The sequence below is a fragment of the Pseudomonas caricapapayae genome (assembly GCF_001400735.1).
In the GTDB taxonomy this organism is placed as follows: Bacteria; Pseudomonadota; Gammaproteobacteria; order Pseudomonadales; family Pseudomonadaceae; genus Aquipseudomonas; species Aquipseudomonas caricapapayae.
Window position 1 is genome coordinate 49,812 of record NZ_LJPW01000161.1, and the last position, 24,469, is coordinate 74,280.

Here is a 24,469-nt window from a genome sequence, read left to right on the forward strand (position 1 = left end):
TATGTTCACTAAAAAAATTCGCAAGTTCCTGCTTCTCGGGGTACTGGCACTGCTGCTGGCAGCGGTCGGCTACTGGAATATCAGCCCGGAAAGCTTTATGGACCAACCGGTCGCAACGGTCGATGACACGGTCATCGACTACTATGCGATCAATGCCCATAGTGTTCAGTATTTGCCGGACGGCACGCTTCAATACGACATGACCTCTGACAAGGTCGAGCACGTAAAGGCCACTGACGTGACCCTGCTGACTACGCCGGATCTGCATATGTATCGCGGCGGCGAGTTTCCCTGGCACGTGCAGAGCAAGAAAGGCGAGGTTTCGTCAGGTGGCGACCAGGTCGAGCTTATCGACTCCGTACGCGTCGAACGTACCGATGAAAAACAACGTACGACTATTATCACCACCAGTCGTATGACCGTATTCCCTCAGAAGCAATATGCGCAGACCGAGCAAGACGTTAGAATCGACGGCGCAGGCGGTGTGACTACGGCCAAGGGAATGAAAGCGTATTTGAAAGACAGCAGGATGGACCTGCTGTCCAACGTAAGAGGACAGTATGAGGCTCGTTAAAACTCTTCCTTTATTGCTCGGCCTGGGCGCAGCACTGGGAAGCGCGAGCGCCTGGTCCCTGCCAACCGACCGCGATCAGCCGATCCACATCCAGTCTGACGATGCTCAGCTCGATGACAAGAAAGGCGTAGCGACCTACAAGGGCAACGTCATCATCACCCAGGGCTCGATGAAAATCACTGGTAACACCGTGACGATCACGCGTAATGCCCAAGGCGAAGTGGACGTGTTCACGTCTGTCGGCAATCTGGCTTATTACGAGCAGAAGCCTGCAGTTGATAAACCGATCGTGCAGGCTTACGCCGTCACTATCCAGTATTACGCCGGGCAGGACCGCATCGTCCTGATCGACAAGGCCAAGGTCATCAATGATGGCAACACGTCCGAAGGCGAGAAAATCGTCTACGACACGGTCAGACAGGTCGTCAGTGCCGGTCGCGCCAATGGCGGTGCCAAGGTGACCACACCACGTCCACGTATCGACATGGTCATCCAGCCGAAAAAGAAAACCGATCAACCTCAGAAGGCCCAGTAAATGGCAACGCTCAAAGCCCAGCATCTGGCTAAAAGCTACAAAAGCCGACAGGTCGTGCGCGATGTGAGCATTTCCATCGACAGCGGCCAGATCGTCGGTTTGCTGGGCCCCAACGGTGCCGGCAAGACCACCTGCTTCTACATGATCGTGGGACTGGTCCAGGCCGATCAGGGGCGCGTGCTGATTGACGACCTGGACGTCAGCCATCAACCCATGCACGGCCGCGCCCGCGCCGGCATCGGCTATCTACCGCAGGAAGCGTCGATTTTCCGCAAGCTGTCGGTTTCCGATAACATCATGGCGATACTCGAGACCCGCAAGGAACTCGATGCCGGGGCACGTCGCAAGGAGCTGGAAAGCCTCCTGCAGGAATTTCACATCACCCACATCCGCGACAATCTGGGCATGAGCCTGTCGGGCGGCGAGCGTCGCCGCGTGGAAATCGCTCGGGCGCTGGCTACCGCACCGAAATTCATCCTTCTGGATGAACCGTTCGCAGGCGTTGACCCTATTTCCGTGGGCGATATCAAGCAGATCATTCACCACCTCAAGGCCAAGGGTATCGGCGTGCTGATCACCGACCACAACGTCCGTGAAACGCTGGATATCTGCGAAACTGCCTACATCGTCAACGATGGGCAACTGATCGCAGAAGGCGACTCCGAGACCATTCTGGCGAACCAGCTGGTGAAAGAGGTCTACCTCGGCCACGAATTCCGCCTTTAATCGACTGCCCTTTACGCTTCGCAGCCGATTGTTGCCTAAGCAGTGTATTGACAATATTTTATTTGTCATACCACTCTAGGCAAAGGCACAGGTTTCAGGCATATAATTTGCTTAAGTTGGCGCCACGGCGCCTGTAGTAGATGGCGCATGCGCGCCGGCGAATAAGGTGTTTAGCCCCTGCCATGAAACCATCGCTAGTCTTGAGAATGGGCCAGCAGCTGACGATGACACCGCAGCTGCAACAGGCAATCCGCTTACTTCAGCTTTCCACTCTGGACCTCCAGCAGGAGATCCAGGAAGCGCTGGAGTCAAACCCCATGCTGGAACGGCAGGAAGAAGGCGACGACTTCGATAACTCCGACCCGCTTGCCGACAACATCGAACAAAAGCCCAATCCCGACGTTCAGGAACCGACCTATCAGGAATCCGCACCGACTGTGGATAACCTTGAAGATGGCGAATGGAACGAGCGCATCCCCAATGAACTGCCTGTCGATACGGCATGGGAAGACATTTACCAGACCAGCGCCAGCAGCCTGCCAAGCAACGATGATGACGAGTGGGACTTCACCACTCGCACCTCTGCAGGCGAAAGCCTGCAAAGCCACCTGCTGTGGCAATTGAACGTCGCGCCAATGTCCGACAAGGACCGTCTGGTGGCGGTCACGCTGATCGATTGCATCAACAATCAGGGCTATCTGGACGAAACGCTCGATGAGATTCTCGAGTCTTTCGATCCTGAGCTGGACATCGAACTCGACGAGATCGAAGCCGTCCTTCACCGTATCCAGCAGTTTGAACCGGCAGGCGTCGGCGCGCGAAACCTGAGCGAATGCCTGCTGCTGCAATTGCGTCAGTTGCCGGCGAAAACGCCGTGGCTGGCAGAAGCACAACGCCTGGTCACCGATTATATCGATCTGCTGGGAAGCCGCGACTACGGTCAGTTGATGCGGCGCATGAAGCTCAAGGAAGACGAGCTGCGCCAGGTCATCGAACTGGTCCAGAGCCTCAACCCGCGCCCTGGCTCGCAGATCGAATCCACAGAAGCCGAATATGTCATTCCCGACGTGATCGTGCGCAAGGACAACGAGCGCTGGCTGGTCGAACTCAATCAGGAGTCAGTACCGCGCCTGCGTGTCAATCCGCAATACGCCGGCTTTGTGCGCCGCGCCGATACCAGCGCAGACAACACCTTCATGCGCAATCAGTTGCAAGAGGCGCGCTGGTTCATCAAAAGCCTGCAAAGCCGCAACGAGACGCTGATGAAGGTCGCCACACAGATCGTCGAACACCAGCGCGGTTTTCTTGAATACGGTGACGAGGCCATGAAGCCGCTCGTCCTGCACGATATTGCCGAGGCTGTGGGCATGCATGAGTCGACCATCTCGCGCGTGACCACTCAGAAATTCATGCACACTCCACGTGGCATTTACGAGCTGAAATACTTCTTCTCAAGCCATGTAAGCACTTCCGAGGGCGGCGAATGCTCGTCAACGGCAATTCGCGCAATCATCAAAAAACTGGTTGCGGCGGAAAATCAGAAAAAGCCGTTGAGTGATAGCAAGATCGCTGGTTTACTGGAGGCACAAGGCATTCAAGTAGCCCGTCGCACAGTCGCCAAGTACCGCGAGTCACTCGGGATAGCGCCTTCCAGTGAGCGTAAGCGGCTGATGTGATGCAGGCCGAGCCACAGCGTCCCAGAGGCAGGCGCCATGCCTGTCTCTTTATGCACTGGCAAAGGAGAAAGCTGTATGCAAGTCAACATCAGTGGACACCAACTGGAAGTGACCAAACCCCTTCGCGAATACGTTGAGCTCAAGCTCAAGAAGCTCGAGGGGCATTTTGACAAGATTACCAACGTGCAGGTCACGATGACGGTCGAGAAGCTCAAGCAGAAGATCGAAGCCACGTTGCACATCCATGGTGGAGAGGTCGTTGCCAATGCCGAACATGACGATATGTATGCTGCCATCGACCTGCTCACTGACAAGCTAGACCGACAATTGCTCAAGCATAAGGAAAAGCAGCAAAGCATCCTCAAAGGTGCGGCCGCTCGCTAACGCCCATTTAAATGATCCGAATCGAAAATATCCTGACCCCCGGCCGCTCCTGTGTGAACGTGCCGGGCGGCAGCAAAAAGCGTGTACTCGAAGAAATCGCCAACCTGATCGGTCGTGAAGTACCGGGCATGGTTTCGGACACAGTATTCGCAAGTCTTGTTGCCCGCGAAAAACTGGGTTCGACCGGTTTCGGCAACGGCATTGCAATCCCTCACTGTCGTCTCGCCGAGTGCAGCCAGCCTGTCAGCGCGGTCATTCACCTTGCCAACCCGGTTGATTTCGACGCCATCGATGGCGCGCCGGTCGACCTGCTGTTCGTATTGCTGGTCCCACAAGCCGCTACCGATGAGCACCTGGAGCTGCTGCGCCAGATCGCCAGCATGCTCGATGACAAAGATGTGCGTAAGCGCCTGCGCAGTGCTGAAAGCTCTGAAGCGCTTTATAAAGTGGTGCTGGACGTGCAGAACGGAAACTGACCATGCGCATGATCATCGTCAGCGGCCGCTCCGGCTCAGGCAAAAGTACGGCGCTGGATGTGCTGGAAGACAGCGGTTTTTACTGTGTCGACAACCTTCCTGCCGGCCTGCTGCCGGAGCTGGCCGAACGTGCGCTGATCAATACCGAGCTGGCCGAGCCCTTGCTGGCGGTTTCCATAGATGCGCGCAATCTGCCCAGCCATCTCACCCGCTTTCCGCAGATGCTGGATGAAGTACGCTCACGCAACATCCAGTGCGACGTGTTGTACCTCGATGCGGACGAGGCAACCCTTCTCAAGCGCTTTTCGGAAACCCGACGTCGCCACCCGCTGAGCACCGCGGAGCGCTCGCTGGCCGAGGCTATACGTGACGAGACCGCACTGCTCGGCCCGATCATCGATCTGGCCGACCTGAAGATCAACACCACTCACCTGAACCTCTATCAGTTGCGTGACGCACTCAAACTTCGCCTGCTGAACAAGCCCGAACCAGGCACCGCGTTCCTGATCGAGTCCTTCGGCTTCAAGCGCGGCATGCCTATCGATGCCGACCTGGTTTTCGATGTACGCTGCCTGCCCAACCCGTACTGGAAACCTGAGCTGCGCGACCATTCCGGACTTGAGCAGCCGGTTATCGACTACCTGTCGGTGCAGCCCGATGTTGAAGAGATGTTTCAGGACATCTTCGCTTACCTGAACAAATGGCTGCCCCGGTTTGCTGCCAGCAACCGTTCTTACGTTACCATTGCCATCGGCTGCACCGGCGGGCACCACCGCTCCGTCTACCTGACCGAACGGCTCGGCCAGGTCTTGCAACAATCATTCAAGAACGTTCAGGTTCGCCACCGCGACCTTAGCTGAAAGGATTTTCACTGCGATGCCCGCTCGTCAAATAACCATCATCAACAAACTGGGTCTGCACGCCCGCGCTGCTGCCAAATTCGTGGGCGTCGCAGGCAAGTTCCCTTGCACGATCAGGGTCGGCCGATCGCCGCAGACCATGGTCGACGGCAAAAGCATCATGGCGGTGATGATGCTGGCTGCAGGCAAAGGTACCGAGATCCACCTGCACACCGAAGGCGAGTTCGAACAGGAAGCACTGGATGGCCTGGTCGAGCTGATCGACAACAGGTTTGATGAGGGCGAGTAAGCCCTCATCCCATCGCTGTAAGCATTACAACCAGCATTGCAGGCGCAACCAGCTCAGTCCTTGAGCAATCAGTAACGCCATACCCGCCACCAGCAGCACAATCCCTACCGCCAGACGAACCAACCGCACACTGCTGATCGCGAGTATCCCGGAACGCATAAATTGCCTTGGGTCGGGTTGCTGGAGTCAGGCCAGAGCGGCCTGATAACGTCGAGACACCTCATCCCAATTGATCACGTTGTAAAACGCGTTGATGTATTCGGGACGGCGATTCTGATAGCGCAGGTAATAGGCGTGCTCCCACACGTCCAGCCCCAGAATCGGCGTATTGCCATTCATTAACGGGCTGTCCTGATTCCCGCTGCTTTCAACCACAAGTCTTTTCTCAGGGGTGACGCTCAGCCATGCCCAGCCGCTGCCGAAACGAGTCAAGGCGGCTTTGGTAAACGCTTCCTTGAAGCTGTCGTAACCGCCCAACTGCTCGTCGATGGCCAACGCGACAGGGCCTTTGGGCAACCCACCGCCGCCTGGCACCATCACCTCCCAGAACAACGAATGATTGGCATGACCGCCACCTTGGTTGATCACCGCAGGACGCAGGTTTTCAGGCAACTGTTTGATGCTGGCGACCAGTTTCTCGACGGACCAGTCAGCAAACTCGGTACCTTCGACCGCCGCATTGAGATTGTTGATGTAAGTCTGGTGATGCTTGGTGTAATGGATTTCCATGGTCTGCGCATCGATGTGCGGCTCAAGGGCATCGTATGCATAAGGCAGTGCAGGCAAGGTATAGGGCATTTCAATGTGCTCCGTAGAAGAGTCCGGAAGTGGTTGCCGAACGGCGCTGCAGCGATGAGCGCGTGTGCTCGCTGCTGCTGTTGAGCAACCGATGAGTGCGCGGGTATTCGCCGTGCTCGCTGATAAAGCTCAACAGCTCGGCGTAGGTTTTGCTGCTGTGACGCAAGGCTGCCTCACGCAGGGCAGGGGGAAGACGCTGGTTCTGCATGGTCTGCAACAGATGCTGATGGATGGCACACAGGTACTCGGCACTTTCCTCCGGCTGGCCCAGACTCAGGTGCAGGTCCGCCAGGTTGTGGTGAGAAATCACACAGGCTGCGACGGCTTCATCCACATCCGCCCAACGCTCGAACAGTACTTGCGCCAACGCCAGCGCCTGGAGATACAGTTCGCGGGCTTCGACCCACTCGCCGAGATTAAAACAGCGATTGGCCTGCTCGATGGTGCGTTTCCAATGCTGCATGACATACCTCCAGGGGACGTTGGCTGACTGGAATCAAATACCGCCAGCGGTAAGTTTTTCGGGGTTGAGCAACACTTCCAGCTCACTGCGTTGCAGATCGGTGTGCTCGAGGGCCACGTCAATGACCGGGCGGCCCTGCTTGTAAGCGGTTTTGGCAATTTCGGCGGCTTTCTGATAACCGATGATCGGGTTCAGGGCAGTCACCAGAATCGGATTGCGCGACAGCGCCTCCTTGAGCTTGGATTCATTGACTTTGAAGCTCGCAATCGCCTTGTCAGCCAGCAGACGACTGGAGTTGGCCAGTAGCTCGATGCTGCTGAGCAGGTTCTGGGCAATGATTGGCAGCATCACGTTAAGCTCGAAGTTGCCGGACTGCCCTGCCACAGTGATCGTGGCGTCGTTGCCGATCACTTGCGCGGCGACCATGGCAGTGGCTTCCGGAATGACCGGGTTGACCTTGCCCGGCATGATCGACGAACCCGGCTGCAACGCCTCAAGCTCAATCTCGCCCAACCCTGCCAGCGGCCCCGAATTCATCCAGCGCAGGTCGTTGGCAATTTTCATCAGTGATACTGCCGTGGCCTTGAGCTGGCCGGATACCGCGACCGCCGTGTCCTGCGAACCGATCAACGCGAACAGGTTCTTGCCAGGTGCGAACTGCACACCGGTCAAGGCGCTCAACTGATGACTGAAACGCGCCGCAAATTCGGGATGCGCGTTGATTCCGGTACCGACTGCAGTGCCGCCCTGAGCCAGCGACTGCAGGCTCGGCTGGAGAGCTTGCAGATGCTCGATGTTGGCGCGAATCTGCTGCGACCAACCGTTGAGCACCTGACTCATTCGGACCGGCATGGCGTCCATCAGATGCGTACGACCGGTCTTGACGAAGGCATGGACCTGCTCGGCCTTGTGTTCGGTTACGTGCGTCAGATGGGCGAGTGCGGGCAGTAGTTGTTCGTGAAGCGCCAGCGCAGCACTCACATGAATCGTGGTCGGGATGATGTCGTTGCTGCTCTGCCCGCAGTTGACGTGGTCATTGGGATTGACATGCTCGCCCAGCACACGCGTGGCCAGCGTTGCGATTACCTCATTGGCGTTCATGTTGGTACTGGTGCCTGAGCCGGTCTGGAAAATATCAACCGGAAAATGAGCCATGTAATCACTGGCCAGCAGGTCCTTCACGGCACTGACAATCGCCCTGCTCTGCCCTTCGCTGATCTGTTCCAGCTCCAGATTGGCCTGCGCCGCAGCCGACTTGGCCAGCAACAGTGCGCGGATGAACTGCCGGGGCATGCGTTGATGGCTGATCGGAAAGTTTTCCACCGCACGCTGAGTCTGCGCGCCGTAAAGGGCCTCGGCCGGGACCTGTAGCTGGCCCATGCTGTCGCGTTCTATACGGGTATTACTCATCGCAATGTCCTTGCACCAGTTCAGAAAGGGGAATAGAGGGCTGCAGCACACAACTTGCCAGTTGATGGACACAGGCTTGCCAGCGTTGACGTCGGGCGGGCGTGGAGGCAATTGCCTGTAGATCACGCAGCGGCCGCCAGGCCTGGTCCAGGCACAGGCAACGCCAGTGCCACGGCAATGCCGTGTCGCGCGCAGTGTCCATCAACAGGCGGAAAGTGGTTTCGGCAACCATGAGCTGAGGCGTGGCGGTAAAAAGCGCCAGATAACGTCCTTCGGCCAGGTAATGCTCGATCAGCCGGGGCTCGTCTGGCTCAAGAGCACAACGAATCCGCAGACTCAATCCACGCCAGTTTTCCAGATAAGGCAGCTCGTGCAGAACAGACGCCATGACCGCAGCTCATTTTATAAATGATATTCATTATTAAATGATATAAATAATCATTACAAGTGTGATCTTAAGCGAGTGCGTCATACACAGGTGCTGAGATGCCGGCTTTGCTGCCGGTTCGCGGCAGTTCGCGGACGAGTCCGCTCCTACAAAACCTGGATATCGCGGACAAGCGAAGGGCTGCTTCGGCCCGGAGGGCGTGGGAGCGGACTTGTCCGCGAAGGGCTGCAAAGCGGCCCCAAAACAGGCCACCTTGGTTGTATCTTGTGCACCGAGGCGTCTGGTTTTGCTGCCGGTTCCCGGCAGTTCGCGGACGAGTCCGCTCCTGCAAACCCTGGATATCGCGGACAAGCGAAGGGCTGCTTCGGCCCCAAAACAGGCCACCTTGGTTGTATCTGGTGCACCAAGGCGCCTGGTTTTGCTGCCGGTTCGCGGCAGTTCGCGGACGAGTCCGCTCCTACAAAACCTGGATATCGCGGACAAGCGAAGGGCTGCTTCGGCCCCAAAACAGGCCACCCTGATTGTATCTGGTGCACCGAGGCGTCTGGTTTGGCTGCCGGTTCCCGGCAGTTCGCGGACGAGTCCGCTCCTACAAAACCTGCATATCGCGGACAAGCGAAGCGTCGTCAGGCTCAGCTGCCCGCGACGGTCATACGCTCGATCAGCACCGAGCCAGTACGGATGTTACTGCGCAGTTCAAGATCGCTGCCAACGGCGACGATCTGCTTGAACATGTCACGCATGTTGCCGGCAATGGTCACTTCCTGAACCGGAAATTGAATTTCGCCGTTTTCGACCCAGAAACCTGCTGCGCCCCGCGAATAGTCACCGGTGACCATGTTCAGGCCGCTACCCATCAGCTCGGTCACCAGCAGGCCACGGCCCATGCGCCGAATCAGCGCGGCCTGATCTTCCGAGCCATGGGTGACGAAAAGATTGTGGACCCCACCTGAGTTGGCAGTGCTCGGCATACCCAGCTTGCGACCGGAATAAGTGCTCAATACGTAGGAAACCAGATCACCGCCTTCCACGAACGGCTTGGCAAATGTTGCCAGACCGTCGCTGTCGAACGCAGAACTGCCCATCGCATGCTTCAAGTGCGGACGCTCATCGATGGTCATCCACTCAGGGAACAGTTGCTGACCAAGCGCCCCCTCAAGAAACGATGACTTGCGATACAGGTTGCCCCCGGAAATAGCACCGAGAAAACTGCCGAACAAACCACCCGCCAGCTCTGCGGCAAACAGCACCGGCACCTCACAGGTTGGCACAGGGCGCGCACCGAGGCGGCTCGCCGCACGTAAAGCAGCCTTGCGACCAATACTCTGTGCGTCAGCCAGCAACTCGCCCAGGCGATTGACGTCGTACCAGTAATCGCGCTGCATCTGGCCTTCGCCTTCGGCGATCATCACGCAACTCAGGCTGTGCCGCGTTGACGCATAACCACCGATGAAGCCATTGCTGTTGCCATACACGCGGCAGCCCTGATGGGTGTTGAGCGTGGTGCCGTCGGCGTTCTTGATGCGGCTGTCGGCATCGAAGGCCGCCGCTTCGCAAATCAGCGCTTTCTCGATGGCTTGTTCAGGGGTTATGTCCCAGGTGTGATACAGGTCGAAATCCATGACCTCTTTGGCCATCAACGCAGCATCGGCCAACCCGGAGCTTTCATCTTCGGAGGTGTGTTCGGCAATCGCCAGTGCGGCGGCGACGGTTTCACGAATGGCATCGGCACCGGTCGCCGAGGTGCTGGCCGAGCCCTTGCGCTGTCCGACATACAGGGTGATACCAAAGCCCTGATCGCGGTTGAACTCGACGGTTTCGACTTCACGCTGACGGACCGATGTCGACAGCCCCTGATCCACCGAGACTGCGACTTCGCAGGCGCTGGCGCCCTGACGCCGGGCTTCGGCGATGATCTGCTCGACCTGTTCCTGCAGCTCGGGCAAGGCTTGTGGGCCGACGCTTTGGGTTGCACTCATGACTTTCTCCATCAAATTCTTCTTTCAGCACAGGCCGAATACCGACCGGGCCGGACAAGCGGCCCACGACTGGTTATCATGGCGGCGTTTCTTTGCGGACTGCCCCCATGGTTGATTCTTACGACGACTCCCTCGACGGGGAGAAAAGCAAAACCCAGGTCAAACGAGAGCTGCATGCTCTGGTCGACCTCGGCGAGCGACTGACAACACTCAAAGCCGATGTGCTGGCCAAGCTGCCGCTGACCGACGCTTTGCGCAAGGCGCTGGCCGAAGCGCCCAAGCACACGGCGAACATCGCGCGAAAGCGGCATATTCTGTTCATCGGCAAGCTGATGCGCGATCAGGACCAGGAAGCCATTCTGGTGTTGCTGGACCAACTCGATGCCTCCACTCGCCAATACAATGAACGTTTCCACAATCTGGAGCGCTGGCGCGATCGCCTGATTGCGGGCGATGACGCCGACCTCGAGAAATTCGTTGTCGAATACCCCAATGCCGACCGTCAGCAGCTGCGTTCGCTGATCCGTCAGGCGCAGCACGAAGTTGCACGCAACAAACCGCCGGCCACCAGCCGCAAAATCTTCAAATACATCCGTGAGCTGGACGAACTTCAACGCGGCCTGCGTTGATTTCGCCCTCGGGGCCGGCAGCAGCAAGCAACCGGCCCCGACTCACGTTCAGCTACCGGTGCCACCCACGGTAATCGCGTCGATTTTCAGCGTAGGCTGACCCACACCGACCGGCAGCGACTGGCCATCTTTCCCGCATGTGCCGACGCCACTGTCCAGCGACAGATCGTTACCCACCATCGACACCCTGCTCATGGCTTCCGGCCCGTTACCGATCAAGGTCGCCCCTTTGACCGGCGCAGTAATCTTGCCGTCTTCGATCAAATAGGCCTCACTGGTCGAAAACACGAACTTGCCGCTGGTGATATCCACCTGACCGCCACCCAGGTTGGCGCAGTAGATGCCGCGCTTCACTGAGGCGATGATTTCCTGTGGATCGCTCTGGCCGCCCAGCATGTAGGTGTTGGTCATGCGTGGCATCGGCAGGTGGGCGTAGGACTCTCGACGGCCGTTGCCGGTCGGGGCGACACCCATCAACCGGGCATTGAGCTTGTCCTGCATGTAGCCCTTGAGCACGCCATTCTCGATCAGCGTAGTGCATTCGGTAGGTGTGCCTTCGTCATCGACGCTCAGCGAGCCACGACGCCCCGCCAGGGTGCCGTCATCGACGATGGTGCAGAGTTTCGACGCAACCATTTCGCCCATGCGTCCGCTATAGGCCGAGCTGCCCTTGCGATTGAAGTCACCCTCAAGGCCGTGACCGACCGCTTCGTGCAACAGCACGCCGGACCAGCCCGAACCGAGCACCACCGGCAAGGTGCCTGCCGGTGCGGGAATCGCTTCCAGGTTGACCAGCGCCTGACGCAGCGCCTCACGGGCGTAGCCCATGGCGCGATCGTCGGTCAGGAAATAACGGTAATCGGTACGCCCGCCACCGCCATGCCCGCCGCGCTCGCGGCGGCCGTTCTGCTCGACGATAACGCTCACGTTGAAGCGCACCAGCGGGCGCACATCGGCGGCCAGGCTGCCATCGGCAGCAGCCACCAGAATGCGCTCCCAGACACCGGCCATGCTTACCGACACCTGCTGGATACGCGAGTCCAGCGCCCGCGTTGCAACGTCGATGCGTTTGAGCAACGCGACTTTCTCAGCCCGGCTCAGCACTTCCAGCGGATTATCCGGGGCATACAGCTGGGCCACGTCCTGCGACGTGAATGCCTGCACGCGGCCATTCTGGCCAGCGCGGGAAATAGAGCGTGCAGCGCGTGCGGCGGTGCGCAATGCATCAGCGGTGATCGCGTTGCTGTAGGCAAAACCGGTTTTCTCGCCCGACTGGGCACGCACGCCGACACCTTGATCGAGATTGAAACTGCCTTCCTTGACGATGCCGTCTTCGAGCGACCAGGACTCGGAGATCATGCCCTGAAAATACAGATCAGCCGCGTCGATCCCAGGCCCGGCGAGTTCGCCCAGCACCGATTGCAGGCTGTCGAGGTTCAGGCCGCCGGGTGCCAGAAGGTGTTCGCTGACTGAGGACAGATCACTCATATTCACTCCGAAGCAGGCCGCATGGCGTCCTGCGAAAAAAAGCGCCGGTGACTGGACACCGGCATCCGCGCCCGTATGGACGCCTGTTCTTCACTGTCGCGTGTAGCCAGCAGCACGGCTTCACCCTGTGCCTGCTCGGCCAGTACGCGGCCCCATGGATCAACGATGGCCGCGTGCCCGTAAGTCTCGCGAGGCCCCGGATGGACCCCGCCCTGCGCTGCCGCCAGCACGTAACACTGGGTTTCGATGGCGCGCGCCCGGATCAGGATGTCCCAATGCGCCGCACCCGTTACCGCCGTGAACGCTGACGGCGCAGTGATCAATTCAGCCCCCGCTTCACGCAGCGCGGTGTACAGCTCAGGGAAGCGCAGGTCATAACAGACGGTCAGCCCCAAACGACCGACGGGGGTGTCGGCTACCACCACCCTGCTTCCACGAGCATAGTCATCCGATTCGCGGTAGCGGCCTCGATTGTCAGCAACATCGACATCAAACAGGTGCAGTTTGTCATACCGGGCCACCTGCTCGCCGTGCTCATCGATCAGCAGCGAACACGCCGTCACCTTGCCATCGGGTCGCTCGTCTGGCGGCAGCGGCAAAGTTCCGGCGACAATCCATAACTTGAGGTCGCGAGCCGCCAGTTTCAACCACGGCAGGATAGGTCCTTGCCCATAAGCTTCGGCACGGCCGATATCGGCAACGTCACGCCGCCCCATCGCGACAAAGTTTTCAGGCAACACCGCCAGCCGCGCACCACTGTCGGCTGCCTGCTCGAGCAGCCGGCGAGCGCTGGCCAGATTGACCTGGACATCGCTCTGGCTGACCATCTGAATCACAGCAAAGGACATGGCAACCCGCTCCTCAATGACCTGGCCACCACTGTACTCCATGAGGCGCTACTGGGGTTTTTCAAATGGCTTGTCGAACGTGATCTTCGGCTCTTTCCAGGGGCCTTCGACCTTGTATTGCACGCTGGCGAAGCGGGCGACACGGTCGCCCAGCAGCTTGTCGACCAGGAACAGCGCGCCGCCGATGGCCGGCGCGCCGACAATCAGCGCAGCGATCGGCAGGTTATTGGTCACCGGCAGGGTCACCAGCAGCTTCGCATCGACACGATCACGAACCATATCCAGCGTGCCGTTAAGCTCAAGGTTGCTGGACGGCCCGGTCAGCGTGATCGGGTTGCGGGTCACATAAACCCCGCTACTGGCCACCAGCAGCCCCTTGACCCGGTCGTAGCTGAGCCCTTTGCCCAGCAGGTCGGAAAAGTCCAGGCGCAGACGACGACCGATGGAGTTGAAATTCAGCAGTCCGAACACGCGCAGCGCCTGGGCACCGCCTTCCACCTCGACAAACTGGCCTCTGTTCAACGTCGCATCCAGGCTGCCGGAGTAGCGCTTGAGGCCGACCCAGGCAGGCGACCCTGGCCAGCGTCCATCGACATTCATTTCGAAACTTTCACTGGTGACCGTCGGCGCGAAACTCCAGGCTTTGAGCACATCCGCAAGGTTCTTGCCCGCCAGACGGCCTTTGAACGAACTGTTACTGGCGCCGGGCGTACCCTCCCAGGTACCGTTGCCCTCAAGCAGAATGCCTTTGAGCCCCAGGCTCAGGTCAGACATTCGCATACCGGTAGCCGTAGGTCGGGTTTTCAGCGCCCAGGCGCCCAGCAACTGGTCGCCCTGAAACAGCTGAGCGATCTTCACATCCAGTGCGGGGATATTACGCGGGTCGATATCGGCCAGAGGATCAGGCGCGTTTTCGACCACTGCCGCATTCGGATCAGAGGCAGGCAGCCGCACGTACAGCATGTCGATGCCGATTGGCGCAGACTTCGCGTCGGGCAACACGGCAGTCCCCTTGGCCAGCGCACTGTCCAGTGACAACGCCCAGGCTGCAGCATTGCGTTGCAATTGAACACGCACGTTGTCCAGCGTGGTGCCCATCGCCGTCAGCTTGCCGATCTGCAGATCAACACTGTTAAGCAGTTGTTTTGCATTGCCGCCCGGATCATTGCCGGCATATCGCCCAGCCAGCTCCTGCCAGGGTGCCACGTCCAGTTCGGACAACTCGCCGCGAATCCGCAGCCCCTTGGCATCGGGCACTATCGCTCCGCCGCGCCCCAGATAAAGCTCGCCGCGACCCTCGGCAAACTTGCCATTCGGTGCAGCAAAAGCAAAGTTGGCCTGATCGTTATAGGCCGCGCCGAGCCTGCGCTCTGAACCTTGCAGGGTCATGCGAAATTCGCTGGGACGCTCCTGCTCGGCGGTCTTGCCGAACGGTGCGGGCAGGTCGATCGCCACGCCCTTGAGCGTGGAATTGATCACCAACGGGCTGTCTTTGCTATCCAGAGTCAATTGCAGCTGATACGGCAAGTCACCCGAGACCGGCAGGGGCTGGGTGACACTCAGCCAGTCAGTCAGTCTTTTCACGGTTATCTGCCCGTTTGCCACAATGCGCGTCACGTTATCGCCCGGCCTGCCCTCGGCGGCGATTTCCGCGGTCACAGGACGATCGAATGCCTGTGCCTTGATGCCCTTGCCGCTCAGTCCACTGGAGCTGTCAAAACGGAAATCACCTTTGAGACGAGTCAACTCCAGCACCGGATCGACCAGTTTCAGACGCGCATTTTCAGTGCTGAAGTCCACCACGACCTTTGGCTCGACGCCCTTGGCCAGCGGGATATCCAGCTTCAGCTTGCCGTCCAGCGGACCTTCGCCCTGCCAGCCGGCAAAGGTGCTGGCCGTGCCAATGGGTGCCTGCTGGAGGATCTTCAGGCCATCGACCAGATTGCCGGAGAAGCTGCCATCCACCAGCAGGTGGCTGTCCTGACCTGCCGGGACGTGGGGAATGTTGACCAGTACGTTGCTGATTTTGGTATCAAGCAGCTGCCCTTTACTTGCCTTGACTCGCACGCCGCTGTTTTCGACGTACACCTTGCCGTCGACGCCGGTCAGCGAAGGCCAGCCCGGCTGGAATGCCAGGGTTGCGTTGCTGACATCGAAAAACAGGCTGAGGACATGCGCGGTGTCGGGCGAACTCTTGTTCAGCGAGCCTTGATACTGGAAGAAACCCTGCTTCACCGCCCCACTCACCACGGCCGTTCGCAACCAGCGATCAAGCTCAGGACTGAGGGCTGCAGGCAGGTACTTGCTGGTGTAACGGCCATCGCCGTCGACCATGCCGACGCGCAAGTCCATGTAGTCTTCCTGGTCGTGACCGAGGTGAATCCTGATCAGAAAGTCCGCCGCGATCTTGCCTTCGTCGCCGAGCACCTTGATATACGGCGCGATGAGGGTGAACGCCTGATCATCGAGTTTCCAGGTCAGGCGGGCATTGGCCTTCCGGTAGTGCCAGGGTTTGGCAAAGATAGGGTCCAGATGCAGCATGAAGTCGTCGGTGTCGAGTCGCAGCTCGCCTTGCCCCAGATCGCCGCTGATGGCACCCGATACGTTTCCGGCCGCCGGCGCCCCGCGATACGCATTGAAACCCACCTTGTCGAGATTGGCGGCAAAGCTCAGGCGCTTGTCGCCGGTGGCCTGTGGCCGGTAATCCAGCAGGACGTTACGCAGCCCGCCCGTCACCTTGAGGCCGTCGACCACTGCCATGGCTTTCTCCGGCAGGGGCGCGAAGGAGTCGATCAGCGGCGTGAGAGGTGTAAGGTCCAGGCGATCGGCCTGCACATGCCAGAGTTCTTCGCTGTCAGGCGTCGCGGCGGTTTGCGTGAGTTGCAGGCGGCTTTCCCAGCGCTTGTCGCCCAGGCTCATCGCCAGCGAATCGAGGTTCAGGTCAAAACCTGTGTCGGTGCGAGCAAACCAGGCGTTGAGCGCGAGGTTGTCGACAGCTGAAGGCTTGCGACCGGCATAAACGCCTTTGATATGCGGCGCATTAAGCCGTGCAGTCGCGCGTTGCACGGTGCCCTTGCCCCAGTTCATCCACAGCTCGCCACCGGCCTGCAGCGTTGACAGTGTCCATTCCCGCGTGAGGCTTTTCGGCAGCCACTTCGCCCAGTCGCTTTGCGGCAGACTGGCGTAGACATCTGCCTCGGCGTTTTTCCACTCACTGGCCTGAATGCGCGAGCGCACATTCAGCGCAAATGGCTGGCCATCCGGCAACGTCAGGCGTGCATCGAGGCGCTGATGGTAACTGCCAGTGGTCAGGCTGAGGTTTACATAGGTCAGGGTCAGTGGCGAGGCGTCAAACGGCTGCACAGTGACCTGGCTGTCGAGCAGCGACAAATGCGAGACCATTTGCATCTGGTTGAGCACTTGCTCGGGGTCGAACGGGCTGTCGTTGCGCATCGGCAAGCCCTCGACGGACCAACTGCCTTCCTTGTCCTGCTTGAGAATGAACTGCAGACCGTCCACTTCAAGATGGGCGATACGCACTTCACGCGCCAGAAGACTTTCCCAGAGGTCGGGAACGACCCTCACGCGATCCAGGCGCAAGGCAGCGGCACCCTCCCCGACCATGACGTCGTGGGCCAGCAAAACCGGGGCAAACCGGCTCCAGCTACCTTCCAGGCTGCCAATGCTCAACGGCAGGCCCAACGCGCTGCTGGCCCGGCTTTCCACGTCGACACGGTATTCTGCAACCAAGGGCGCGAGCTGACGCCCGAGGCTGACGTACAGTGCCGCCAGCACCAGAATCAGTGCGCAAAGGCTCAGGCCCCAGCGAGTGAGGGTTGCGACGAAGCGAGGAAAGCGTCCCATCTCAGGATGCCCTCCACTGCGGGATGCAAGGACCGGAGTCGACAAAGCGGTTCCGGTTCAGGTGTGCAGGTGCGTTCAGGTCCAGGTTTTGCTCGTTTCCCACGCATCATTCTCGATAAAACGGCATACCTGCCAGAAACCCGAAGGGCACTTGTCATCATATTTCAAACAATCAGCACCCTCAGAGCAGCACCACGTCGTATTGTTCCTGCGAGTACATGGTTTCTACCTGAAAACGGATGGTCCGGCCAATGAAGGCCTCCAGCTCGGCCACATTGCCCGACTCCTCGTCGAGCAGACGATCCACCACGCGCTGATTGGCCAGAACACGATAGCCCACCGCCTGATAGGCCCTGGCCTCACGCAAAATTTCCCGGAAGATTTCGTAGCAGATGGTCTCGGGGGTCTTCAGCTTGCCCCGCCCTGCGCAGCAGTGACAAGGCTCGCACAGCACCTGTTCGAGGCTTTCGCGGGTACGCTTGCGGGTCATCTGCACCAGACCCAGCTCGGTGATGCCGATGATGTTGGTCTTGGCGTGATCGCGCTCAAGCTGTTTCTCCAGCGTGCGCAGCACCTGACGCTGGTGTTCACCGTCTTCCATATCGATGAAATCGATGATGATGATGCCACCCAGATTGCGCAGACGCAGTTGCCGGGCAATGGCTGTCGCCGCTTCCAGGTTGGTCTTGAAGATGGTTTCTTCAAGGTTGCGATGCCCGACAAACGCGCCGGTATTGACGTCGATGGTGCTCATCGCCTCGGCCGGATCGACCACCAGATAACCACCGGACTTGAGCGGCACCTTGCGCTCGAGGGCCTTCTGGATTTCATCCTCGACCCCGTAGAGGTCGAAAATAGGCCGCTCGCCTGGATAATGCTCGAGCCTGTCCGCTATTTCAGGCATCAGTTCAGCCACAAACTGGGTGGTCTTCTGGAACGTTTCCCGCGAGTCGATGCGGATTTTTTCGATGCGCGGGCTGACCAGATCGCGCAGGGTACGCAGGGCCAGCCCCAGGTCTTCGTAAATCACGGTGGGCGGGCTGACGGTCTTGATCTGCTCGCCGATCTGATCCCAGAGCCTGCGCAGATAGCGGATGTCCATGAGGATTTCATCGGCACCGGCACCTTCGGCTGCGGTGCGCAGAATGAAGCCTCCGGCCTCTTTGATACCCTCCAGGGCGACACAATCGCTGACCACTTTTTTCAGTCGTTCACGCTCGGCCTCGTCCTCGATTTTCAGGGAAATGCCCACATGCGCAGTGCGCGGCATGTACACCAGATACCGTGACGGAATGGAGAGCTGGGTAGTCAGCCGCGCGCCTTTGCTGCCGATCGGGTCTTTGGTGACTTGCACCACCAGGCTCTGGCCGTCATGCACCAACGACGCAATGCTCTCGACCGCTGGCCCTTCACGCATGGAAATTTCCGATGCATGAATAAATGCCGCACGATCCAGACCGATGTCGATGAACGCCGCCTGCATGCCGGGCAGCACCCGCACTACCTTGCCTTTGTAGATATTGCCAACGATCCCGCGACGCTGGGTACGCTCGACATGCACCTCTTGCAGAACACCGTTTTCTACCACCGCCACCCGCGATTCCATCGGGGTAATGTTGATCAGTATCTCTTCACTCATGACTTGTCACCTTCCAGGCATTGCCAGCAGGGTATGCCGAAATGGCCAAGCAGTTCTGCGGTTTCACACAGAGGCAGACCAACCACCCCAGAATAGCTGCCTTGCAGGCCTTCGACGAAAATCGCCGCCAGCCCCTGAATGGCATAGCCCCCGGCCTTGTCGACAGGCTCGCCACTGGCCCAATAGGTCTGAGCCTCATGGTCCTGAATCGGGCGAAATCGCACGCGACTGGTCACAGTACGGATTTCGCTGCGTTGCCGATCACTCAGCGCAACGGCCGTTATCACCTCATGCTCGCGACCCGACAGGGCCGTCAGCATGGCCAGGGCGTCCGCTTCATCTGCCGGCTTGCCAAGAATGCGCCCGTCAAGGACCACGGCAGTGTCAGCTCCCATTACGCAGGCCTGTTGTTCAGCGGGCAGCACAGACAACCCGGCCTGAGCCTTGCCCAGCGCAAGACGCTCGACATAGGCAGTCGGGGTTTCATGGTCGAAGGGAGTTTCGTCGATCTGAGCGCTCAGTACGGTAAAGGGCACACCGATCTGAATCAGAAGTTCGCGGCGGCGCGGCGAGCCAGAAGCCAGATAAAGCAAGGGCATAAGGACATCTCCGTGTCTGTGCGGATGAGCGCGGCGGGCGTCGCGCTCACCTTGCGCTTAATTGATTTTCAAACGTTTGCGCAATCCACGCAGGCCATAACTGATCCAGGGCCACAACAGGGCACTGACCAGTGCGGGTAGAACCAGCGCCAGCGTGGGCTGACGGTTGCCGGTCAATGCACTCAGCCAGAGCTGTGCGAGCTGCGCAAGACCAAATACGACCAGCAGCACCAGGCACTGTTGCCACATGGGGAACATGCGCAGACGCTGCTGCAGGGACATCACCAGAAATGTGATCAGACTGAGGATCAGCGCATTCTGGCCAAGCAAGGTGCCATACAGCACATCCTCCATCAGCCCCAGTATCCACGCTGTGGTCATGCCGTACTTGTGCGGCAGCGCCAGAACCCAGAAGGTCAGCAGCAGGGCCAGCCACAGAGGCCGGAAGATCTCCATGAATTGCGGCAGCGGCGAAACGCTCAGCAACAGACCGATCGCAAACGTCAGCCAGACCACCCAGCCATTGCGCCCGGAAACATGACTAACCATCGATAGGCTCCCGAGCGGTGGAGGGTCTTGAAGCAGGCGGCTGCGACGCAGCAGGCCGGGTGGCAGGCCGTGCCGGAGTCGCAGGCGTTGCAGCGGGCGCTGGCGTTGTCGGTTGCGCAGCAGGTTTGTGCGTTGCCGTGCTGCCCGGGAATACCGGAACAGCCACTTGCGGCCACATCGGGAAGGCCGGTGTGGGCGGCGGCAAAGTCGCCATCACCGAGGGCTCGATGCCCTTGTCGATGGATTCCTGCGCTTGCGCCGCGTCGGCAGCACGCTCTTCCGGCGAGCGGCCGTCGGAGAACACCAGCAACAGATAGCGACTGCGATTCAAGGCAGCAGTTGGTACGGCACGAACGATCGCGAACGGCTGGCCGGAGTCGTGAATCACTTCCTTGACCGTGGCCACTGGATAACCGGCGGGAAAGCGCTGACCCAAGCCGGAACTGACCAGCAGATCGCCTTCCTTGATGTCGGCGGTATCCGCTACATGCCTCAGTTCCAGACGCTCCGGATTACCGGTGCCGCTGGCGATGGCACGCAGACCGTTGCGGTTCACCTGAACCGGAATGCTGTGGGTCGTGTCGGTCAGCAGCAGCACCCGCGAGGTGTAGGGCATCAGCTCGACAACCTGGCCCATCAGGCCGCGCGCATCGAGCACGGGCTGGCCGAGCACAACGCCGTCGCGCTCGCCCTTGTTGATGATGATCCGATGGGTGAAGGGGTTAGGGTCCATGCCGATCAGCTCGGCGACCTCGACCTTTTCATTGACCAGCGCCGAAGAGTTGAGCAACTCACGCAGACGAACATTCTGCTCGGTCAGTGCCGCCAGCTTTTGCAGGCGGCCCTGCAGGAGCAGCGCTTCGGTCTTGAGTTTTTCGTTTTCGGCGATCAGTTCCGTACGGCTGCCGAACTGACTGGCAACGCCTTGATACAAACGTTGCGGCAGATCAACGATCCAGTAGGACTGCATGAGCACCATCGACATCTGGCTGCGCACGGGCTTGAGGATCGTAAAGCGGGCGTCGACAACCATCAACGCAACCGACAGCACGGCCAGCACCAGCAGACGTACGCCCAGCGAAGGGCCTTTTGCGAAAAGCGGTTTAATAGGCCGCTCCTCCGGGGCATGCGATCGTTGGATCGAACTTCGATTGGCAATTATTCATGCGGTATGTAACCGGCCTGGACAAATGAAAGAGATAGGCACCCTGTTTCGGCGTCAGCCTGATGCATACAGGTAGCACATACGCCACCTGCATACAAAAGGCTCCGTGAAAGGCACCCCGGCGAATTACTCGCTGGAGAGCAGATCCATGGTGTGCTTATCCATCATTTCCAGCGCCCGGCCACCGCCACGCGCTACACAGGTCAGCGGGTCTTCGGCGACGATGACCGGCAGACCTGTTTCCTGAGCCAGCAATTTGTCCAGATCGCGCAGCAATGCACCGCCACCGGTCAGCACCAGACCACGCTCGGCGATATCCGAGGCCAGCTCCGGAGGCGACTGCTCGAGCGCGCTCTTGACTGCCTGAACGATGGTTGCCAGCGACTCCTGAAGTGCTTCGAGCACCTCATTGGAGTTCAGGGTGAATGCGCGCGGAACGCCTTCGGCCAGGTTACGGCCACGGACGTCGACTTCGCGCACTTCACCGCCCGGATAGGCAGTACCGATTTCCTGCTTGATGCGCTCGGCAGTGGATTCGCCGATCAGGCTGCCGTAATTACGACGCACATAAGTGATGATCGCTTCGTCGAAACGGTCGCCGCCCACACGCACGGATTCGGCATACACCACACCGTTCAGGGAGATCAGCGCGATTTCGGTGGTACCGCCGCCGATGTCGACAACCATCGAACCGCGAGCTTCTTCCACCGGCAGACCGGCACCAATTGCAGCGGCCATTGGTTCTTCGATCAGGAATACTTCGCGTGCGCCTGCACCCAGGGCCGATTCGCGAATGGCGCGACGCTCAACCTGGGTGGATTTGCACGGAACGCAGATCAGCACACGGGGGCTGGGCTGCAGAAAGCTGTTTTCGTGGACCTTGTTGATGAAGTATTGCAACATTTTTTCGCAGACGCTGAAGTCGGCGATAACGCCGTCTTTCATTGGACGAATGGCTGCGATGTTGCCTGGAGTACGGCCCAGCATGCGCTTGGCTTCGGTACCGACGGCCACGACACTCTTCTGGTTGCCGTGAGTACGAATGGCAACGACAGAGGGTTCATTCAGAACGATACCGCGCTCACGCACGTAGATAAGGGTGTTGGCAGTGCCCAGGTCGATGGATAGATCACTGGAAAACATGCCACGCAGTTTCTTGAACATGGGAAAGGGACCCTAGGGAACGCGTGGTAAAAAAAGTGCGGCAAACTCTAACAACGACAGGGATTTTGGGCAAGGAGCCAATATGCTAAATTGGCGGTTTTCCGAACACCACCCTCGACGTTAGCGGCTTGAGACAGTGATAACGCGATAGTGTTCCGCAATTGGCCACAAAGCAAATCCATAAGCATTCCACTGGAGATACCCCATGGCGCTTGAACGCTCCGACGTGGAAAAGATCGCTCATCTGGCCCGACTGGGTCTCAATGACGCCGATATCCCGCGTACCACCGAAGCACTTAACAGCATTCTCGGACTGGTCGACCAGATGCAAGCGGTCGACACCACTGGCATCGAGCCTCTGGCTCACCCGCTGGAAGCCACCCAGCGCCTGCGCGAAGACGCCGTCACCGAGCGAAATCGTCGTGACACTTACCAAGCCATCGCACCAGCGGTCCAAGACGGCCTCTATCTGGTTCCGAAAGTCATCGAGTAAGGGAAAGCGCCTGCATGCATCAAATGACTCTGGCCGAGATCGCTCGCGGACTCGCCGAAAAAAAGTTTTCTTCTGAAGAGCTGACCCGCGTTCTGCTGTCGCGCATCGCGACGCTCGACCCACAGCTCAACAGCTTCATCAGCCTCACCGAAGACCTGGCCATCACCCAGGCCCAGGCGGCAGATGCTCGCCGTGCTGCTGGTGAAAACGGCCCGCTGCTCGGCGCGCCGCTGGCGCATAAAGACCTGTTCTGCACCCAGGGTATCCGCACCAGTTGCGGCTCGCTGATGCTCGACAATTTCAAGGCTCCCTACGACGCCACTGTGGTTTCCCGTCTGGCCCGCGCAGGCACTGTGACGCTGGGCAAGACCAACATGGACGAATTCGCCATGGGTTCGGCCAACGAGTCCAGCCATTATGGTGCGGTAAAAAATCCGTGGAACCTGGAATGCGTTCCTGGCGGCTCCTCCGGTGGTTCGGCAGCCGCAGTTGCTGCCCGCCTGCTGCCTGCCGCAACCGGTACCGATACCGGTGGCTCGATTCGTCAGCCCGCAGCCCTGACCAACCTCACCGGCCTCAAGCCTACCTACGGACGCGTCTCGCGCTGGGGCATGATCGCCTACGCGTCCAGCCTCGATCAGGCGGGGCCGATGGCACGCACCGCCGAAGACTGCGCACTGCTGCTGCAAGGCATGGCCGGTTTCGACCCGCAGGATTCCACCAGCATCGACGAGCCGGTTCCAGACTACTCCGCTGGTCTTAGTACCTCGCTCAAGGGCCTGCGTATCGGTGTGCCGAAAGAATACTTCAGCGCAGGTCTCGACCCGCGTATCGCACAGCTGGTACACGAAAGCGTCAAGGAGCTGGAAAAGCTCGGCGCAGTCGTCAAGGAAATCAGTTTGCCGAACCTGCAACACGCCATTCCGGCTTACTACGTCATCGCTCCGGCCGAGGCCTCGTCCAACCTGTCGCGCTTCGACGGCGTGCGTTTCGGCTACCGCTGCGAAGACCCGAAGGACCTGACCGATCTGTACAAGCGCTCACGCGCCGAAGGCTTTGGTCCGGAAGTCCAGCGACGCATCATGGTAGGTGCCTACGCGCTGTCGGCAGGCTACTACGACGCCTATTACCTGCAGGCACAGAAAATTCGTCGCCTGATCAAGAACGACTTCATGAACGCGTTCGCCGATGTCGACGTGATTCTCGGCCCGACCACGCCTAACCCGGCCTGGAAAATCGGCGCCAAGACCAACGATCCGATTGCCGAATACCTGGAAGACTTCTACACCATCACCGCCAACCTCGCGGGCCTGCCTGGGCTCTCCATGCCTGCGGGCTTTGTCGACGGCCTGCCGGTCGGCGTGCAGTTGCTGGCCCCGTATTTCCAGGAAGGCCGTCTCTTGAATGTGGCGCATCAGTATCAGCAAGTCACCGACTGGCACACTCGCGCACCTGAAGGCTTCTGAGGAGAAA

The 24,469-nt window shown here is 59.3% G+C and carries 25 protein-coding genes; 11 read left to right on the forward strand and 14 right to left on the reverse strand.

Annotation, left to right across the window (positions count from 1 at the left end):
* The first annotated feature begins 1 nt into the window (after position 1).
* From lptC to ALO80_RS25065, 8 genes are all read left to right on the forward strand, one after another.
* Positions 2-574, forward strand: coding sequence for an LPS export ABC transporter periplasmic protein LptC (lptC, locus tag ALO80_RS25030; protein ID WP_054985092.1), 573 nt, complete (start codon positions 2-4; stop codon positions 572-574).
* Positions 561-1,109 carry a lipopolysaccharide transport periplasmic protein LptA gene (lptA, locus tag ALO80_RS25035; RefSeq protein WP_002555088.1) on the forward strand — a complete coding sequence of 183 codons (549 nt, stop codon included), beginning with the start codon at positions 561-563 and terminating at the stop codon, positions 1,107-1,109. The genes lptC and lptA overlap by 14 nt, the downstream gene beginning before the upstream one ends.
* Positions 1,110-1,835, forward strand: a complete 726-nt coding sequence (lptB, locus tag ALO80_RS25040; RefSeq protein ID WP_002555089.1) for an LPS export ABC transporter ATP-binding protein — start codon at positions 1,110-1,112, stop codon at positions 1,833-1,835.
* Positions 1,836-2,017: 182 nt separating this feature from the next.
* Positions 2,018-3,511 carry an RNA polymerase factor sigma-54 gene (locus tag ALO80_RS25045; RefSeq protein ID WP_054985091.1) on the forward strand — a complete coding sequence of 498 codons (1,494 nt, stop codon included), beginning with the start codon at positions 2,018-2,020 and terminating at the stop codon, positions 3,509-3,511.
* Positions 3,512-3,586: 75 nt separating this feature from the next.
* The gene (gene hpf / locus ALO80_RS25050) at positions 3,587-3,895 is read left to right on the forward strand and encodes a ribosome hibernation-promoting factor, HPF/YfiA family (RefSeq protein WP_002555091.1); all 309 of its coding nucleotides are present in this window, start codon (positions 3,587-3,589) and stop codon (positions 3,893-3,895) included.
* Between the two features lie 11 nt (positions 3,896-3,906).
* The gene (ptsN, locus tag ALO80_RS25055; protein WP_055010932.1) at positions 3,907-4,371 is read left to right on the forward strand and encodes a PTS IIA-like nitrogen regulatory protein PtsN; all 465 of its coding nucleotides are present in this window, start codon (positions 3,907-3,909) and stop codon (positions 4,369-4,371) included.
* 2 nt (positions 4,372-4,373) lie between these two features.
* Positions 4,374-5,231, forward strand: coding sequence for an RNase adapter RapZ (gene rapZ, locus ALO80_RS25060; RefSeq protein ID WP_055010933.1), 858 nt, complete (start codon positions 4,374-4,376; stop codon positions 5,229-5,231).
* 16 nt (positions 5,232-5,247) lie between these two features.
* Positions 5,248-5,520, forward strand: a complete 273-nt coding sequence (locus ALO80_RS25065; protein WP_054985088.1) for an HPr family phosphocarrier protein — start codon at positions 5,248-5,250, stop codon at positions 5,518-5,520.
* A gap of 24 nt (positions 5,521-5,544) precedes the next feature.
* On the opposite strand, the gene ALO80_RS32215 is transcribed toward ALO80_RS25065, so the two are convergent.
* The 6 genes from ALO80_RS32215 to pmbA form a co-directional block, all read right to left on the reverse strand.
* Entirely contained in the window at positions 5,545-5,679 is a 135-nt protein-coding gene (locus tag ALO80_RS32215; RefSeq protein WP_122301868.1) for a hypothetical protein, read from the reverse strand.
* 27 nt (positions 5,680-5,706) lie between these two features.
* Positions 5,707-6,318, reverse strand: a complete 612-nt coding sequence (locus ALO80_RS25070) for a superoxide dismutase (RefSeq protein WP_055010934.1) — start codon at positions 6,316-6,318, stop codon at positions 5,707-5,709.
* 1 nt (position 6,319) lies between these two features.
* On the reverse strand, positions 6,320-6,781 hold the full coding sequence (locus ALO80_RS25075; RefSeq protein ID WP_055006897.1) for a tetratricopeptide repeat protein: 462 nt from the start codon (positions 6,779-6,781) through the stop codon (positions 6,320-6,322).
* A gap of 33 nt (positions 6,782-6,814) precedes the next feature.
* Positions 6,815-8,191, reverse strand: a complete 1,377-nt coding sequence (locus ALO80_RS25080) for a class II fumarate hydratase (RefSeq protein WP_055010935.1) — start codon at positions 8,189-8,191, stop codon at positions 6,815-6,817.
* Positions 8,184-8,579, reverse strand: a complete 396-nt coding sequence (locus ALO80_RS25085; RefSeq protein ID WP_055010936.1) for a hypothetical protein — start codon at positions 8,577-8,579, stop codon at positions 8,184-8,186. The genes ALO80_RS25080 and ALO80_RS25085 overlap by 8 nt, the downstream gene beginning before the upstream one ends.
* Before the next feature lie 632 nt (positions 8,580-9,211).
* Entirely contained in the window at positions 9,212-10,558 is a 1,347-nt protein-coding gene (gene pmbA / locus ALO80_RS25090) for a metalloprotease PmbA (RefSeq protein ID WP_055010966.1), read from the reverse strand.
* Between the two features lie 107 nt (positions 10,559-10,665).
* Here pmbA and yjgA point away from each other — a divergent pair, with 107 nt between their 5' ends.
* Positions 10,666-11,187: a ribosome biogenesis factor YjgA gene (gene yjgA, locus ALO80_RS25095; protein ID WP_055010937.1), complete on the forward strand. Its 522-nt coding sequence runs from the start codon at positions 10,666-10,668 to the stop codon at positions 11,185-11,187.
* A gap of 48 nt (positions 11,188-11,235) precedes the next feature.
* On the opposite strand, the gene tldD is transcribed toward yjgA, so the two are convergent.
* The 8 genes from tldD to mreB form a co-directional block, all read right to left on the reverse strand.
* Positions 11,236-12,675: a metalloprotease TldD gene (gene tldD, locus ALO80_RS25100; RefSeq protein ID WP_055010938.1), complete on the reverse strand. Its 1,440-nt coding sequence runs from the start codon at positions 12,673-12,675 to the stop codon at positions 11,236-11,238.
* Between the two features lie 2 nt (positions 12,676-12,677).
* Positions 12,678-13,523: a carbon-nitrogen hydrolase family protein gene (locus tag ALO80_RS25105; RefSeq protein WP_055010939.1), complete on the reverse strand. Its 846-nt coding sequence runs from the start codon at positions 13,521-13,523 to the stop codon at positions 12,678-12,680.
* A 48-nt stretch (positions 13,524-13,571) separates the two neighbouring features.
* Complete coding sequence (locus ALO80_RS25110) at positions 13,572-17,387, reverse strand: YhdP family protein (protein ID WP_055010940.1); 3,816 nt, start codon at positions 17,385-17,387, stop codon at positions 13,572-13,574.
* Positions 17,388-17,568: 181 nt separating this feature from the next.
* Entirely contained in the window at positions 17,569-19,026 is a 1,458-nt protein-coding gene (gene rng / locus ALO80_RS25115) for a ribonuclease G (protein ID WP_054987373.1), read from the reverse strand.
* Entirely contained in the window at positions 19,023-19,625 is a 603-nt protein-coding gene (locus tag ALO80_RS25120) for a Maf family protein (protein WP_055010941.1), read from the reverse strand. Before ALO80_RS25120 ends, rng begins: the two co-directional genes overlap by 4 nt.
* Positions 19,626-19,682: 57 nt before the next feature.
* Positions 19,683-20,174, reverse strand: a complete 492-nt coding sequence (gene mreD, locus ALO80_RS25125) for a rod shape-determining protein MreD (RefSeq protein WP_003364106.1) — start codon at positions 20,172-20,174, stop codon at positions 19,683-19,685.
* A complete protein-coding gene (gene mreC / locus ALO80_RS25130) occupies positions 20,167-21,282 on the reverse strand; it encodes a rod shape-determining protein MreC (RefSeq protein ID WP_083493405.1) in 1,116 nt (371 codons plus the stop codon). The genes mreD and mreC overlap by 8 nt, the downstream gene beginning before the upstream one ends.
* A gap of 183 nt (positions 21,283-21,465) precedes the next feature.
* Positions 21,466-22,503: a rod shape-determining protein MreB gene (gene mreB / locus ALO80_RS25135; protein ID WP_002555108.1), complete on the reverse strand. Its 1,038-nt coding sequence runs from the start codon at positions 22,501-22,503 to the stop codon at positions 21,466-21,468.
* Between the two features lie 205 nt (positions 22,504-22,708).
* Between mreB and gatC the strand changes: the two genes are divergently transcribed.
* The gene (gene gatC / locus ALO80_RS25140; protein WP_002555109.1) at positions 22,709-22,996 is read left to right on the forward strand and encodes an Asp-tRNA(Asn)/Glu-tRNA(Gln) amidotransferase subunit GatC; all 288 of its coding nucleotides are present in this window, start codon (positions 22,709-22,711) and stop codon (positions 22,994-22,996) included.
* Positions 22,997-23,010: 14 nt separating this feature from the next.
* Positions 23,011-24,462 (forward strand): Asp-tRNA(Asn)/Glu-tRNA(Gln) amidotransferase subunit GatA, encoded by a 1,452-nt coding sequence (gatA, locus tag ALO80_RS25145; RefSeq protein WP_055010943.1) that lies wholly within the window; start codon positions 23,011-23,013, stop codon positions 24,460-24,462.
* Positions 24,463-24,469 lie beyond the last annotated feature (7 nt).